Origin of the sequence: Oceanibaculum sp., assembly GCF_022449305.1 — a bacterium.
GTDB classification, from domain to species: Bacteria; Pseudomonadota; Alphaproteobacteria; order Oceanibaculales; family Oceanibaculaceae; genus Oceanibaculum; species Oceanibaculum indicum.
The window spans coordinates 1-15135 of sequence record NZ_JAKUSO010000019.1; the positions used below are offsets into that span (position 1 = coordinate 1).

General features: G+C 68.9%; 12 protein-coding genes and 1 pseudogene. All 13 read right to left on the reverse strand.

The genetic code is table 11. The features are described from left to right. Window positions 1–237, reverse strand: a pseudogene (locus MK313_RS08005) (NAD-dependent DNA ligase LigA); the annotation flags it as partial. Window positions 238–246: 9 nt separating this feature from the next. Beyond that, a complete protein-coding gene (gene recN / locus MK313_RS08010; protein WP_287780769.1) occupies window positions 247–1911 on the reverse strand; it encodes a DNA repair protein RecN in 1665 nt (554 codons plus the stop codon). 7 nt (window positions 1912–1918) lie between these two features. After that, entirely contained in the window at window positions 1919–2731 is an 813-nt protein-coding gene (locus MK313_RS08015) for an outer membrane protein assembly factor BamD (RefSeq protein ID WP_287780770.1), read from the reverse strand. A gap of 265 nt (window positions 2732–2996) precedes the next feature. Next, on the reverse strand, window positions 2997–3899 hold the full coding sequence (gene lpxC / locus MK313_RS08020; RefSeq protein WP_008946144.1) for a UDP-3-O-acyl-N-acetylglucosamine deacetylase: 903 nt from the start codon (window positions 3897–3899) through the stop codon (window positions 2997–2999). Between the two features lie 349 nt (window positions 3900–4248). Then, window positions 4249–5961, reverse strand: coding sequence for a cell division protein FtsZ (ftsZ, locus tag MK313_RS08025; RefSeq protein WP_287780772.1), 1713 nt, complete (start codon window positions 5959–5961; stop codon window positions 4249–4251). Window positions 5962–6025: 64 nt separating this feature from the next. Then, window positions 6026–7279 carry a cell division protein FtsA gene (gene ftsA, locus MK313_RS08030; protein ID WP_008944367.1) on the reverse strand — a complete coding sequence of 418 codons (1254 nt, stop codon included), beginning with the start codon at window positions 7277–7279 and terminating at the stop codon, window positions 6026–6028. Beyond that, complete coding sequence (locus MK313_RS08035) at window positions 7279–8133, reverse strand: cell division protein FtsQ/DivIB (protein WP_287780773.1); 855 nt, start codon at window positions 8131–8133, stop codon at window positions 7279–7281. Before MK313_RS08035 ends, ftsA begins: the two co-directional genes overlap by 1 nt. Continuing rightward, entirely contained in the window at window positions 8121–9047 is a 927-nt protein-coding gene (locus MK313_RS08040) for a D-alanine--D-alanine ligase (RefSeq protein WP_287780774.1), read from the reverse strand. The genes MK313_RS08035 and MK313_RS08040 overlap by 13 nt, the downstream gene beginning before the upstream one ends. After that, the gene (murB, locus tag MK313_RS08045; protein ID WP_287780775.1) at window positions 9044–9988 is read right to left on the reverse strand and encodes a UDP-N-acetylmuramate dehydrogenase; all 945 of its coding nucleotides are present in this window, start codon (window positions 9986–9988) and stop codon (window positions 9044–9046) included. The genes MK313_RS08040 and murB overlap by 4 nt, the downstream gene beginning before the upstream one ends. A gap of 17 nt (window positions 9989–10005) precedes the next feature. Then, window positions 10006–11445, reverse strand: a complete 1440-nt coding sequence (gene murC / locus MK313_RS08050) for a UDP-N-acetylmuramate--L-alanine ligase (protein ID WP_287780776.1) — start codon at window positions 11443–11445, stop codon at window positions 10006–10008. Continuing rightward, complete coding sequence (gene murG / locus MK313_RS08055; protein WP_287780777.1) at window positions 11442–12602, reverse strand: undecaprenyldiphospho-muramoylpentapeptide beta-N-acetylglucosaminyltransferase; 1161 nt, start codon at window positions 12600–12602, stop codon at window positions 11442–11444. Before murG ends, murC begins: the two co-directional genes overlap by 4 nt. Continuing rightward, window positions 12599–13720: a putative lipid II flippase FtsW gene (ftsW, locus tag MK313_RS08060; protein ID WP_287780778.1), complete on the reverse strand. Its 1122-nt coding sequence runs from the start codon at window positions 13718–13720 to the stop codon at window positions 12599–12601. Before ftsW ends, murG begins: the two co-directional genes overlap by 4 nt. After that, window positions 13717–15132, reverse strand: coding sequence for a UDP-N-acetylmuramoyl-L-alanine--D-glutamate ligase (murD, locus tag MK313_RS08065; protein WP_287780779.1), 1416 nt, complete (start codon window positions 15130–15132; stop codon window positions 13717–13719). Before murD ends, ftsW begins: the two co-directional genes overlap by 4 nt. Window positions 15133–15135: the final 3 nt, after the last annotated feature.

Consider the following 15135-nt stretch of genomic DNA (forward strand, 5'->3'; position numbering starts at 1 on the left):
CAGCGACGGCCTGTCCTCGCGGATCAGCTCCGGGAATTTCGCCTCGATCGCCTGGTTGCGCCGGAACAGCGCGTCATAGGCGGCGTCGGTGATCTCCGGCGCGTCTTTCTGGTTATAGAGCGCATTGTGATGGGCGAACTCCCGCGCCAGCCGTTCCCGCTCCTGTGCGGCCTGGTCCAGGGTCAGCCCATCGACCGGCAGGCTGGACGTGTCGGCAGTATCCTCGGTGTCTGTCATGTCAGGCTCTCAGGAGCTGGCCATCAGGCGGTTCGCGGCGGCGCGCGCCTCGTCGGTGATCTGCGCGCCGGACAGCATGCGGGCGATCTCCTCGCGCCGGTCCGGGTCGCTCAGCGGGACGACGGTGGTGGTCGTGCTGTCGCGCCCGGCGCGCTTTTCCACGCGCAGATGCTGCCCGCCGCGCGCGGCGACCTGCGGCGAATGGGTGACGACCAGCACCTGCAAGCCATCACCTAGCCTCGCCAGCCGTTCGCCAACGGCATCCGCCGTGGCGCCGCCGACGCCGCTGTCCACCTCGTCGAACACCAGGGTCGGCACGGGCGATACCTGGCTCAAGACCACCTTCACCGCCAGCATGAAGCGCGACAGCTCGCCGCCCGAGGCGATCTTGTTGATCGGCCCCGGTGCCTGGCCCGGATTGGTTGCGACCTCGAAGGCGACGCGATCCATGCCCTGCGGCCCCCATTGCGCCTCCGGCAGCGCCTCGATGCGGGTGGCGAAGCGTGCCTTGTCCAGCTTCAGCGGCGGCAGTTCCGTCCCCACGGCCTTGTCGATGCGGCCGGCGGCCTTGCGCCTTGCCTCGCTCAACCGGCCGGCGGCAGCGGAATAGGCTTCGCGCGCCGCCTTCGTCGCCGTTTCCAGCGCTGCCATGCGGTCGCCGCTGTCGTCGATGGCGGCCAGCCGCTCGGCCAGCCGGTCGCGCAGCGCGGGCAGCGCATCGACCTCGACGCCATGCTTGCGGGCGACATCGCGCAGGGCATAGAGCCGGTCCTCCGCCTTCGTCAGTGCCGCCGGATCGGTTTCCAGCTCGCTGGCGACCGATTGCAGCAGGTGTACGGCCTCCTGCGCCTCCGCCGCCGCGCGGTCGAGCGCGGCCAGCGCAGGATCGAGGATCGGGCCGGCCTTGCCGGCGATCCGGCCAAGCTGGCGCGACGCCCCGGCCAGCCCGGACTCAGCCCCCCGCTCGCCGCTCAGATGTTCCAGCGCGGCGGCCATCGCCTCGGCGATCTGCTCGGCATTCATCATCAGGCTGCGCTGCTCGGCCAGCCTTTCCTCCTCGCCCGGCTCGGGGGAGAGCGCGTCCAACTCCTCCACCGCATGGCGCAGGAAGGTCTCGTCGGTGCGGGCCTGTGCCGCGTCCGCCTTCGCCCGGTCCAGCGCCTCGGCGGCCTGACGCCAGGCGGCATGGGCGGTGGCGGTATCGCGCAGCAGCGCTGCATGGTTGCCGAACGCGTCCAGCGCCTCGCGGTGGGTGGCGGGGTCCAGCAGGCCGCGATCATCGAACTGGCCGTGGATTTCCACCAGCAGGTCGCCCAGCCGCCGCAGCAGGCCGACGCTGGCCGGCTGGTCGTTCACGAAGGCGCGGCTGCGGCCATCGGCGGTCAGCACCCGGCGCAGGATCAGCGGTGCCTCTGCCTCCAGCCCCTGCTCGTCGAGCACGGCGAAGGCAGGATGAGTATCCGCCACCTCGAAGCAGGCGGTGACGCTGGCCTGATCTGCCCCGTGGCGCACCAGCCCGCTGTCGCCGCGCGCCCCCAGCGCCAGCCCCAGCGCGTCCAGCAGGATCGACTTGCCGGCACCCGTCTCGCCGGTCAGCACCGACAGGCCGGCCCGGAAATCGAGGTCCAGCCGGTCGATCAGCACGACATCGCGGATGGCGAGGCTGGTCAGCATGCGGGCGTCAGAAGATGTTGCGCAGCCGGCCGAACCAGCCCTTGCTCTCCCGGTTCTCGGCACCGGGACCACCGGCCAGGTTGGCATAGCTGTCCTGGTACCATTCGCTGCCGGGGAAATTGTGCCCCAGCACGGCGGCCGCCTTCTTCGCCTCCTCGGTCAGGCCGAGCGTGTAATAGGCCTCGGTCAGGCGGTGCAGGGCCTCGGGGACATGCGTGGTGGTCTGGTACTCATCGACCACCTTGCGGAACCGGTTGATCGCCGCGAGGTAATGGCCGCGCGTCAGGTAATAGCGCCCGATCTCCATTTCCTTGCCGGCGAGATGGTCGTTGGCGAGGTCGATCTTCAGCCGCGCATCGCGGGCATATTTGCTGTCCGGGAAGCGGCGCACCACCTCGTCGAAGGCGTCCAGCGCCTGCCGTGTCGTGCGCTGGTCGCGGCCGACATCGACGATCTGCTCGTAATAGCTCAGCGCCTTCAGGTAGTAGGCATAGGCGACGTCCGGGCTGGCCGGATGCAGGTCGATGAAGCGCTCCAGCGCGATCACCGCATCGTCATACTTGTTCTGCTGATAGTAGGAATAGGCCGCCATCAGCTGTGCCTTGGTCGCCCAGCTGGAGTAGGGGTGCTGGCGCTCCACCTCCTCGAACAGCGGCGCGGCCTGGAAATAGTCTCGCGCCAGCAGCGAATCCATCGCCTCGTTGTAGATGGTCTCGGCCGGCCGCTCGACATAGGGCTTTTCTTCCTTGTCGGAACAGGCGGCGAGCAGCACGAGGGCGAGGCAGCCGGCAAACCGGGAGGCGCGTAGGAATGACGTCATGATGTCCGGACACGGGTTGCGGTCTATCAGGCCGCGACACACGCGGCACGCCACACTATAGCCCGGCTGGGCGGTGCGCCACAACGATAGCGCGGACTGAAACCGGAAAGTCAGCGAGATAAGAGGCGTTATATTCCGTGCGTGTCATGCCCGGACTTGATCCGGGCATCCAGGGGCGGTGCCCTGCCTAAAACGTCTCAGAACGTGGCCCCTGGATTGCCGGGTCAAGCCCGGCAATGACAAAAGCAATTTGGTGAAATTGTGATTACGCGGAGAGGGCCAGGGCCGGTGCCAGGCCGGCGCTGCCGTCAAGCGTCACCATCTCCCAGGCATCGGCATCGGCGAACAGCGTGCGCAGCAGGCGGTTGTTGAAGGCGTGGCCGGTCTTGCGGCCGCGGAAGCGGCCCAGGATCGGCGCGCCGGCCAGATACAGGTCGCCGACGCAGTCCAGGACCTTGTGGCGCACGAACTCGTCATCGAAGCGCAGTCCGCCCTCGTTCAGGATGCGGTCGCCATCGACCACCACGGCATTGTCCAGCGAGCCGCCCCGGCCGAGGCCGGCCTTACGCATCGCCTCCACCTCATGGGCGAAGCCGAAGGTGCGCGCGCGACTGATGTCGCTCTTGAACACGCCGTTCAGGGCCGGTCCGCGATAGGTCTGGCGGGCAATGGCCTTGCTGTCGAAATCGATCTCCAGCTCGATGGAGAAATCGGTGTCCGGCTCCAGCCGGGCCCAGACATCGCCCTCGCGCACCTCGACGGCCTTCAGCACGCGGATGACGCGGCGCGGCGCTTCCTGCAGGCTGATTCCGGCATTCTCGATCAGCGAGACGAAGGGGTGGGCGCTGCCGTCCATGATCGGCACTTCCGGGCCGCCGACCTCGACGATGGCATTGTCGATGCCGCAGCCGGCCAACGCCGCCATCAGATGCTCGACGGTGGAGATGGTGGTGCCGTCCTTGTTGCCCAGCAGGGTGCACAGGCGGGTATCGACGACATTGGCGTAATGCGCGGGAATGGTCGCTTCGCCCCGGCTGACGTCGGTGCGGCGGAAGACGATGCCGGTATCGGGAGCGGCGGGCAGCAGGCTCAGCACTACCTCGGCACCGGAATGCAGGCCGACGCCAACGCAGGAAACCGGGTTGCGCAGGGTCCGCTGGAGCTGCACGGTACGGGCGCGCTCGCTGAAGGGACGAGAGTCCCCCCGGGCGTCTCCGTGCATGTGGGCGGAGCCGCGAACCTGATCCATGAGTGCCGTGTCGATGCGCATGGGCGCGAAGGCCTTTCGTCCGTGCAGTAAGATAGACTGTCTATTAAGAACTTTTATCAGTCCCGGACGGTTGCCTCAAATCACCTTTTGTAACGAATTGTTACGAGAAAATTGTTTTCTTCCAAAATCTTGGCAGTGGTTTTGGCATTTGTAAAACGGTCCGTCCGGGCGAGGCGGAGTCTCGCCCGGACGGGTGCCGTTCGGCGCTGGGAACCGGTGTACCGGGCAGGGCTGCCCGGCGACCGGCTTAGTTGGCCTGGCGACGCAGGAAAGCCGGGATTTCCAGCATGTCCTCGTCGGCCTGCGAGCTGCGCAGGCGGTCAGCGGAATCGAGCCCGCCCAGGCGCGGCTGTGTGGCCGGCGCGGCCGGCGGCAGCGGAGCGGAGGCACGCGGCGCGGCGGCTGCCGGCATCGCGGGCTTCTGGGCAACCGGCTGCGTAGCCGGCTGGGCCTGCGGCTTCTGCGCTACCGGTGCGGCCTCGCTGTCCTGCCCGCGCATCAGGCCAACGGCCTTCTGGAACAGGCTCGGCGTCCGCTTTTCGGCGGCCGGACGGGCACCATTGGCCATCGCCGCCTCGGCGAACGGATCGGCCCTGCCAGCCGGAGCAGCCGGACGGGCAGCCGGGGTTACCGGACGCGGGGCGATGAACGGCGCCGCCGCCTTGGTCTCGGCAGCAGCCGGAGCCTTGGTTTCAGCCGGAGCGGCCATTTCAGCGGACGCGGCCTCGGCGGTTACCTGCTCGGTCACCTTCGCCTCAGCGGTTTCCGGGGCGGCTTCGGTGGCGCCCAGATCCAGCGTCTCCTCGTCCAGCTTGTAGGCCAGCGCGGTGGCGTGGTTGCCCATGCTGCCGCCCATGCCGCCGGAATTCAGCGGCATGCCGGCAAAGCCGGTGGCCGTGGCGGGCGCCGCCGGGGCGGCCGGAGCGGCAGTGCGGGTGCGCGAGGCGACCACGCTCAGCTGCGGGCGGGCCGCCGGGCGGTTCATGGTCTGCGACTCCGCCTCGATGCCGGTGGAGACGATGGAGACGCGCATCTGGCCTTCCAGGCTGTCGTCGAAGGTGGCGCCGAAGATGATGTTGGCGTCGGCATCGACTTCCTCGCGGATGCGGTTGGCTGCCTCGTCCACCTCGAACAGCGTCATGTCCGGGCCGCCGGTGACGTTGATGAGCAGGCCACGCGCGCCCTTCATCGAGGTGTCGTCCAGCAGCGGATTGTTGATCGCCGCCTCGGCGGCGTCGATGGCGCGGCGGTCGCCCGAGGCCTGGCCGGTACCCATCATCGCCTTGCCCATCTCGCTCATGACCGTGCGGATGTCGGCGAAGTCCAGGTTGATCAGGCCCGGCATGACCATCAGGTCGGTCACGCCGCGCACGCCGGCATGCAGCACATCGTCAGCCATCTTGAAGGCGTCGGCGAAGGTCGTCTTCTCGTTCGCCACCCGGAACAGGTTCTGGTTCGGGATGATGATGAGGGTATCGACATACTGCTGCAGTTCCTCGATGCCGGCATCGGCGAGGCGCATGCGGTGATGGCCCTCGAAATGGAACGGCTTGGTGACCACGCCGACCGTCAGGATGTCGCGCTCGCGCGCCGCCTGGGCGATGACCGGCGCCGCACCGGTGCCGGTGCCGCCGCCCATGCCGGCGGTGATGAAGCACATGTTGGAGCCTTCGAGGTGCTCCAGAATCTCGTCGATGGAGGCTTCCGCCGCCGCCCGGCCAACCTCAGGCCGCGACCCGGCGCCCAGACCCTGGGTCACCGAGGTGCCGAGCTGGATACGCCGCTCGGCGACCGACTGCGCGATCGACTGCGCATCGGTGTTGGCGACCACGAACTCGACCCCGGTCAGGTTCGAGCGGATCATGTTGTTGACCGCGTTGCCGCCGGCCCCGCCGACACCGATCACGGTGATCCGCGGCTTCAGGTCCGGCTCGTTCGGTAGAGAGATATTGATGGTCATACTGCCCTCCGCTTGCTCATACCATCGTTGACAAAAGACTGCGTGAAACCCCTGTTTCCCAGCATCAGAAGTTCTCCCGCAGCCACGACCCGATCCGGCCCATCAGGCCTTCGGGCGCCTCGGTGTCGCCACGCTTCAGCAGCGCGGCGTCGATCTGTTCGTTGACCGCGTAGGTCAACAGCCCGGCGCAGGTGGCGAACGCCGGCCCGCCTGTGGAATCCGCCAGCCCGTGCACCCGGATCGGCCGGCCCATGCGGACCTGCTTGTCCAGCACCAGCTGCGCCATGTCGCGCACGCCCGGCAGCTGGCTGGCGCCGCCGGTCAGCACCACGCGCCGGCCGGCCAGCTTGTCGAAGCCGGAAATCTCCAGGCGCGAGCGCACATGCTCGAAGGTCTCCTCCAGGCGCGGCTGGATGATCGAGACCAGGAAGCTCTTGGGCACATGGTTCGGGCTGGTGTGGCGATCCTCGCCGACCAGCGGCACGTCGATCACCTCGCGGTCGTCCAGCGGCGAGGAAATCGCGCTGCCATACAGCGTCTTCATGCGCTCGGCCTCGGCCAGCGGCGTGGTCAGGCCACGCGCGATGTCGCTGGTCACATGGGCGCCGCCGATCGGCACCATGTCGGTGAACACGACCTGGCCCTCGAAGAACACCGCGACGGTGGTGGTGCCGCCACCCATGTCGATGACGGTGACGCCCAGCTCCATCTCGTCCTCGACCAGCGCTGCGAGGCCGGAGGCGTAGGGCGAAACCACCAGCGCCTCGATATCCAGATGGCAGCGTTGCACCACCGTGGTCAGGTTGCGCAGCACGCCGGCCTGGGCGCTGACGACATGGATGTCGGCGCCGAGGCGCTGGCCGAACATGCCGCGCGGGTCCTTGATGCCCCGGCTGCCATCGATGGAGAAGCCGATGGGGATGGAATGGATGAGCTGCCGGTCCTCCGGCTCCTGCTGGGTACGGCCCTGGCTCAGCACCCGGCGCACGTCGCGCTCGCCGATCTCCTGGCCACCCAGCGCCACCTCGACGCCGATGGTGTGCGAGGCGGGATGGCCGCCCGACACATTCACGACGACCTGGCGCACCGTCTCGTTCGCCATCTTCTCGGCGGCATGGACGGCGTTCAGGATCGATTCCTCGGCCGCTTCCATATCGACGATGGCGCCGGAGCGCAGGCCGCGGCTGACCTGATGGCCGATGCCGACGACGCGCGGCACGCCATGGTCGATCCGGGCGATGAAGCAGGCGACCTTGGTGGTGCCGATGTCCAGCGCGGCGACCAGTCCGGTGCGGGGCTTGCTGAGGCTCTTGCTCATCAGGTGTTCTTCCCGGGGTTGCGCAGACGCTTCGCCGTCTCGGGGGCTACCCGCACGACCAGCCGGTCGGCGAAGCGCAGATCGATGGCGACGACATCCTTGGCCAGCACCTTGTGCTCGCGCTCCAGCGCGGCGAGGCGGGTCCAGGCGCCGGCCGGGTCCTCCTCCGGCAGGCGGACATCGATGCCGTTATCGAACAGCAGGTTCCAGCGCCGCTCGCCGACCAGGGTGGCGGCGCGCACGCGGGCGCGCAGGTCCGGCGCCGACTCCAGCATGGCCAGCAGGGCCGGGGCTTCCTTCGGCGCCTCGTCGCCGACCAGCACCGGCAGATGGCCGAAGGCGGCAATATCGTCGCGCAGGATCACCACGCCCTCGGCGTCGACCAGCACCAGCTTGTCGTCGCGCTGCCACAGCGCCATCGGCTGGCGCTCCTCAATGCGGACATAGAGCGTGTGCGGCAGGCGGCGCTCGATGACGGCGCTGCGCACCCAGTTGATCGATTCCAGCCGCTCGCGCGCGGCCTCGACATCGATGCCCAGCAGCGCATCGCCGCGGTTGACGTCGAGAACCGCCAGCAGCAGCCCGGCATCGGTCCGCCCGCGCCCCTCGACCAGCACGTCGGCGACGGTCAGCCCGGCCTTGCGGGTCAGCTCCAGCGCGTTGGCGCGCAGCTCCATCGCCGCTTCCGGGATGGTGTCGCTGGACCACAGGTACCAGCCGCCGCCGGCCAGCCCGCCCAGCAGTGCCAGCACGAATCCGGTCTTCGCCAGCGGCTTCACCCAGCGCGGCTGGATGCGGCGGCGCGGGGCCGCGCGGCGCTTCGTGGCGGCAGGCTTCTTCGTCAGGAGTCGCATCGCGCCTCCTCGACCATGCGGGCCACCAGCTCGGGGAAGGAGATGCCGAGATGCGCCGCCTGTTCCGGCACCAGCGAGGCCGGCGTCATGCCCGGCTGGGTGTTCACCTCCAGCAGGTACAGCGTGCCGGTTTCGGCCTCGGTATCGTCATAGCGGAAATCGGCGCGGCTCACCCCCCGGCAGCCCAGCACGGCATGCGCCTGCTCGGCCATGCGTAGCGCCTGGTCATAGACCGGCTTCGGCAGTTCCGCCGGGACAATATGCCGGGTCCGGCTGGTCGCCGCGTACTTGTTCTCATAGTCATAGAAGCCCTCGTCGGTCACCAGCTCGGTCACCGCCATGGCCTTGCCGGACATCACGCCGACGGTCAGCTCGCGGCCGGGGATATAGGTCTCCACCAGCACTTCCTCGCCGAACGGCCAGTCGCCGTTCAGCATCGGCGCATTGCTGCCCTTCTGGACGATGCGCACGCCGATGGAGGAGCCCTCATCGATGGGCTTCAGCACATAGGGCGGCTCCATCGGATGCTCCAGCACCACCTCTTTCTTGCCGACGATACGGCCTTCCGGGCAGCGCAGCCCGACACCGGCGAAAAGCTGCTTGGCCGCCGGCTTGTTCATGGCGATGGCCGAGGCCATGACGCCGGAATGGGTGTAGGGGATGCCCAGGATGTTCAGCAGGCCCTGCACATTGCCGTCCTCGCCGATCGGGCCGTGCAGCGCGTTGAACACCACGTCCGGCTTCAGCCGGCCAAGCACCTCGGCAATGTTGCGCTCCATGTCGATCTCGGTGACGCGGTAGCCGGCCTGGCGCAGCGCCTTGGCGCATTCATGGCCGCTGACCAGCGACACTTCGCGCTCGGCCGACCAGCCGCCCATCAGCACGGCGACGTGAATATTGGAACGCGCCTTCATGCCGTCTCTCCCGTCTCGACAATGGCGCTCGGGCCGCTCTGCGACGGCACGCCGATGCGGCGGATTTCCCAGTCCAGCCGGATGCCGGAAGTCTCGAACACGCGGCGACGCACTTCCTCGCCCAGCGTCTCGATATCGGTTGCGGTGGCCGCGCCGGTGTTGATCAGGAAGTTGCAGTGCTTGTCAGACACCATGGCATCGCCGATGCGCAGGCCGCGGCAGCCGGCCTTGTCGATCAGCTGCCAGGCCTTGTGCCCTTCCGGATTCTTGAAGGTGGAGCCGCCAGTGCGCGCGCGGGTCGGCTGCGTCTCCTCGCGGCTCTTGCGGATATCGGCCATGCGCTGGGCGATGGATGCCGGATCGCCCTTGCGGGCCTGCAGCAGGGCGGACAGGAATATCCAGCCCGCCGGCACTTCCGAACGGCGGTAGGAGAAACCCATCGCCGCCGCGTCCAGCCGGTGCCGCTTGCCGAACGGATCGACTGCCTCGGCCTCGACCAGCACGTCCTTGATCTCGCCGCCATAGGCGCCGGCATTCATGCGCAGGGCACCGCCGACAGTACCCGGAATGCCGGAGAAGAATTCAAGGTCGGTCAGCCCGGCCTGCTGCGCTGTCAGCGCCACATTCAGGTCCAGCGCCCCGGCACCGGCCCGCAGTCGGTCGCCTTCCTCCAGCGTCACCTCGGTAAAGCCGCGCGCCAGCCGGATCACCACGCCCGGCACGCCGCCGTCGCGGATCAGCAGGTTGGAGCCGACGCCGATCACCGTCACCGGCACGTCGGCCGGGCGGGTGGCCAGGAATTCCACCAGATCGTCGGCATCGGCCGGGCGGAACAGCACCTCGGCCGGCCCGCCGCAGCGGAACCAGGTGGTCTTCGCAAGGTCCGCATCCTCGGTATAGCGGCCCCGGACCGCGGGCAGACGTTCGATGAGACTGGTCATGGCTCTGCGCACCGCCTTCATGAGCGTGCCCTCCGGCTTGCCTCGACGCCGAACACGGCATCCAGTTCGGCCGGCAGGGCGTTGGCCCAGTTGGTGATGGAGCCGGCGCCGAGGCAGACCACCATGTCGCCCGGCCTGGCGATGGCGGCGACCCTCTTGGCCAGCGATTCCGGGCCGGACAGCGGGGCGACCCCGCGATGGCCATGGGCCTGCAGGCCGGCGACCAGCCGGTCCTTGTCCATGCCCTCGATGGGCTGTTCGCCGGCGGCATAGACATCGGCGACCAGCACCGAATCGGCGTCGTTGAAGCAGGTGCAGAATTCCTCGAACAGGCTGGCCAGCCGGCTGTAGCGGTGCGGCTGCACCACGGCGATCACCTTGCCGTCCGGGCAGGCGCCGCGCGCAGCGGCAAGCACGGCGGAAATCTCCACCGGGTGATGGCCGTAATCGTCGATCACGGTGATGCCGTTCGACTCGCCGGTCTTGGTGAAGCGCCGCTTCACCCCGGCGAAATTCGCCAGCGCCTGGCGGATCGTGTCTTCCTCCAGCCCCATCTCGGCGGCGATGGCAACCGCGCCCAGCGCGTTCTGCACATTGTGCTTGCCGTACATCGGCAGCATCAGATCCTTGAAGGCGCGGCCCTCATTGCGCGAGCGCGGCCCGAAGATGACAGAGAAGCGCGAGCCTGCCGGGCTGATCTCGATATCGACGCCGCGCACCTCGGCCTGCGGGCTCATGCCGTAGGTGACGATGCGGCGGTCAGGGATCTGGCCAATCAGCGACTGCACCACCGGGTGGTCTAGGCACATGGCGGCGAAGCCGTAGAAGGGGATGTTCTCGATGAAAGTGCGGAATGCCTCCTGCACCTTCTCGAAGCTGCCGTAATGGTCGAGATGCTCCGGATCGACGTTGGTGACGAGGCCGATGGTCGCCGGCAGCTTGGTGAAGGTGCCGTCGCTCTCGTCCGCCTCAACCACCATCCAGTCGCCGGTGCCCAGCCGCGCATTGCTGGCCCAGGCATTGATGATGCCGCCATTGATGACCGTCGGGTCGAGGTCGGCCGTGTCCAGGATCGAGGCGACCAGTGATGTCGTCGTGGTCTTGCCGTGGGTGCCGGCGATGGCGAGGGACCCTTTCCGGCGCATCCGCTCGCCCAGCACCTCGGCCCGGCGCACCACCGGGACGAAGCGGGCGCGGGCGGCCACCACCTCGGGATTGTCCTGCTTCACCGCCGAGGAGATCACGACCACGGCGGCGTGGCCGATATTCTCCTCGCGATGGCCAACATGGATGGTCACGCCGCGTTCGCGCAGCCGCTTCACATTGGCGCTGTCGGCAATGTCGCTGCCCTGCACCTGGTAGCCCAGATTCAGCAACACCTCGGCGATGCCGCTCATGCCGATGCCGCCGATGCCGACGAAATGCACGATGCCGATATCGAGTGGAAGCGCCCTCATGCCGCCTTCTCCTGCGGTTCCGGGGAGGTATGGCGGACGCTGCCGCCATTCGCGGGGAGTTCGGCCACCACCAGGTCGGCCAGCCGCTCGACCGCGTCCGGCGTGCCGGCCTCGCGCATCTTCAGCGCGGCGGCGTTCAGCTTCTGCGGCATGCTCAGCAGCATCTCCAGACGGTCGGCGACGGCCTTCGGGCAGAAGGCGTCCTGCGGCATGACCCAGGCGCCGCCAGCCGCCTCGACGGCATGGGCGTTGGCGCTCTGATGGTCATCCATGGCATGCGGATAGGGCACCAGCACCGCCGGGCGTCCGGCCACCATCAGCTCGGCGACGGTTGAGGCACCGGACCGGCAGATCGCCAGATGCGCACGGGCCAGCCGGGCCGGCATGTCGGAGAAGAAGGACGCGACCTCCGCCGGGAAGCTGATCTCGCTATAGGCCGCCTCGACGCGGGCAACATCCTCCGGCCGGGCCTGCTGCTCGATGCGCAGCCGGCGGCGCACGCTCTCGGGCAGCAGCGCGATGGCGGCGGGCATCACGTCGGAGAATACGGTCGCGCCCTGGCTGCCGCCGGTGACCAGCACGGTCAGCTTGCCGTCGATCTCGGCCGGCGGGTAGGGGCTGTGGCGCACGGCGGCGACGTCCGGGCGCACCGGGTTGCCGGTGAAGCTGAGGCGGTCGCGCAGGCCCTCCTTCACGCCGGAAATCTCGGCGAAGGAGGTGGCGATGCGCTTCGCCCGGCCGGCCAGCAGCCGGTTGGCGCGGCCCAGCAGGGCGTTCTGCTCATGCAGCAGGATGCCGATGCCCAGCAGGCCGGCGGCGGTGACGGTCGGCACCGAGGGGTAGCCGCCGAAACCCACCACCAGGGCGGGCTTCAGTCGGCGCAGCAGCGTCAGCGCGTCCAGCGTGCCGAGGCCGAGCGAGACGGCACCGCCCAGCTTCGCCGCCAGGCCGGGCTTGCTGATGCCCTCGGCGCGGATGCGGTGCACGGTGAAGGCAGCGTTGGCCGGCGCCTCGAAGGCCTTGCCGCGCCGGTCGGTGACCAGCGCCACGGCATAGCCGCGCGCCAGCAGCGCATGGGCCAGCGCCTGTGCCGGGAACAGATGCCCGCCGGTGCCGCCGGCGGCCAGCACGATGGTCTTCTTCAGGACGGCGCTCATGGCTGGCCTCCACCGGGGCGGCGGCGGGTCAGCGCCAGCGCCATGCCCATGCCGACGGCCAGCGCCAGCAGGGAGGAGCCGCCATAGGAGACGAAGGGCAGGGTCATGCCCTTGGTCGGCATCATGTGCAGGGTGGAGCCCATATTGATGATGGCCTGGATGCCGAACTGCGCCAGCAGACCCGAGGCGGCCAGCATGACGAACAGATTTTGCTCGCTCAGCACGCGGGCGAAGCCGCGCAGCACCACGAAGGCGAACAGCAGCAGTACCAGCAGGCAGGCGATCAGCCCCAGCTCCTCGCCGGCGACGGCGAACACGAAATCGGCGTGCGCGTCGGGGATGAAGGCCTTCACCGTGCCCTCGCCGGGACCGCGCCCCAGCAGGCCGCCATTCATGAAGGCCTCCATGGAGCGGTTCACCTGATAGCTGTCGCCCGAGGCCGGATCGAGGAAGCGGTCGATGCGGCTGGCCACATGATCGAGCGTGAAATAGGCGCCGATCAGCCCCAGCACGCCGAACAGGATGGCGCCGCCGACCCAGGCGATGGGCATGCCGGCCAGGAAGAACTGGCCGAAGAAGATGGCGCTCAGCACCACCGCCTGGCCGAGGTCGGGCTGCATCAGCAGCAGGCTGACGATCAGCAGGTACAGGGCGCCGGCGGCGATATGGCCGGGGAAGCCCTCGGCGCGCCGCCATTCGGCGAACAGCCAGCCGGCGATCACGGCGAAGAAGGGCTTGGCGAATTCGGAAGGCTGCAGCGAGAAGCCGGCCAGGTTGATCCAGCGGCGCGCGCCCTTGATCTCCGCCCCGCCCAGCAGCACGGCGATCAGCAGCACGATGGTGCCGGCAAGACCGATCAGCGCCAGCCGGCGCACGGTGCGCGGTTGCATCAGCGACACGCCGATCAGCAGCGCGATGGCGACCGGCAGCAGCGCGAAATGGCGGCGCACGAAATAGAACTGGTCGAGGCCGATACGCTCCGCCACCGGCGGGCTGGCGGCCAGGATCATCAGCGCGCCGAAGCCGATGATGAGACCCAGCGCCGCCAGGCTCCAGCGGTCGATGGTCCACCACCAGCGGCCGAACAGGCTGGTATCGTTGCGGGACAGCGCGCTCATGCGGCACCTCCCGTCACCGTGGCAGCGGCATGCCGCGTCATGGCCGTCACCAGCTCGCGAAACCGGTCGCCGCGCTGCTCAAAGCTGTCGAACTGGTCGAAGGAGGCGGCCGCCGGCGACAGCAGCACGACACCGCCGGTGCCGCGCGCATCCTTCGCAGCGGCGGCCACGGCCTGCTCCAGCGTGCCGCATTTGGACCAGGTCAGCTTGCCGTCCAGCGTCGCGGCGAAGGCGTCTGCGGATTCGCCGATCAGATAGGCATGGCGCACGCGCCCGAAATGCGGGGCCAGCGCGGCGATGCCGCCTTCCTTGGCGCGTCCGCCGGCAATCCAGTAGATGCGCTCGTAGCAGGCCAGCGCCTTCTCGGTCGCCTCGGCGTTGGTCGCCTTGGAATCATTCACGAAGGTCACACCGTCCAGAACGGCCACCCGCTCCTGCCGGTGGGCAAGGCCGGGGAAGCTGCGGATGCCCGCCGCGATGGCCTCGGCCTCAACCCCCAGCGCCGCGCAGATGGCGAAGGCGCTGGCCGCGTTCTGCCAGTTGTGCGAGCCCGGCAGGGCAGGGGCCTCGGTCAGGTCCAGGATGGTGCGCGCGCTGCCGTTGCGGGCGTCGATCAGTCGCCCACCACCGATGGCGCCATCGACATAGACGCCGCCGACCACCGGGCGATAGGCGGAAATGCCGGTCACGCCGCGGCTCAGGATGCTGCGGCCCAGCGCCTGGGCGACGCCGCGCGTGGTCTCGTCATCCAGCCCGATGATCGCCGTACCGTCCGCTGGCAGCTGGTCGAACAGATGGCGCTTGGCGGCGACATAGCCCTCGAACCCGCCATGCCGGTCGAGATGGTCCGGGGTGATGTTCAGCAGCGCGGCCACATCGAAGCGCGCCTCGCGCAGCAGCTCGATCTGGTAGCTGGAGAGTTCCAGCACGTAGACGCCATCGGCTTCCAGCGGCGCCAGCGTCAGCGCCGCCATGCCCAGATTGCCGCCGACCTCGGCCTTGCGTCCGGCCTGCTTCAGGATATGGCCGACCAGCGCCGTGGTGGTGGATTTGCCGTTGGTGCCGGTGATGCCGACGAAGCGCGCCTGCGGGCAGGCCAGCGCCAGCAGCTCGATATCGCAGACCAGCGCCACGCCAGCCGCCTTCGCGGCGGTGGCGGCGGGGTGCGGCACCGGGAAGGAATGCGGGATGCCGGGGCTCCACACGGCGAGGTCGATGCCGGACCAGTCAGCCTTGGCGAGATCGGTAACGGTGGCGCCGAGCTTCTCCGCCTCGGCACGGCGCGCGGCGTTGTCGTCCCAGGCCAGCACGTCTGCGCCGGCCTTCACGAGCGCGGACACGCTGGCAAGGCCGGAACGGGCGAGACCCATCACGGCGATGCGGCGGCTGGCGAAACGGGAGAGATCGATCATGCC

Excerpts from the sequence above, each read along its gene's own strand:
- ftsW (WP_287780778.1), bottom strand. The coding sequence starts at position 13,720 with ATGAGCGCGCTGTCCCGCAACGATACCAGCCTGTTCGGCCGCTGGTGG.
- murD (WP_287780779.1), bottom strand. The coding sequence starts at position 15,132 with ATGATCGATCTCTCCCGTTTCGCCAGCCGCCGCATCGCCGTGATGGGT.
- murC (WP_287780776.1), bottom strand. The coding sequence starts at position 11,445 with ATGAGGGCGCTTCCACTCGATATCGGCATCGTGCATTTCGTCGGCATC.
- murG (WP_287780777.1), bottom strand. The coding sequence starts at position 12,602 with ATGAGCGCCGTCCTGAAGAAGACCATCGTGCTGGCCGCCGGCGGCACC.
- MK313_RS08015 (WP_287780770.1), bottom strand. The coding sequence starts at position 2,731 with ATGACGTCATTCCTACGCGCCTCCCGGTTTGCCGGCTGCCTCGCCCTC.
- ftsZ (WP_287780772.1), bottom strand. The coding sequence starts at position 5,961 with ATGACCATCAATATCTCTCTACCGAACGAGCCGGACCTGAAGCCGCGG.
- MK313_RS08035 (WP_287780773.1), bottom strand. The coding sequence starts at position 8,133 with ATGCGACTCCTGACGAAGAAGCCTGCCGCCACGAAGCGCCGCGCGGCC.
- recN (WP_287780769.1), bottom strand. The coding sequence starts at position 1,911 with ATGCTGACCAGCCTCGCCATCCGCGATGTCGTGCTGATCGACCGGCTG.
- MK313_RS08040 (WP_287780774.1), bottom strand. The coding sequence starts at position 9,047 with ATGAAGGCGCGTTCCAATATTCACGTCGCCGTGCTGATGGGCGGCTGG.
- ftsA (WP_008944367.1), bottom strand. The coding sequence starts at position 7,279 with ATGAGCAAGAGCCTCAGCAAGCCCCGCACCGGACTGGTCGCCGCGCTG.
- murB (WP_287780775.1), bottom strand. The coding sequence starts at position 9,988 with ATGACCAGTCTCATCGAACGTCTGCCCGCGGTCCGGGGCCGCTATACC.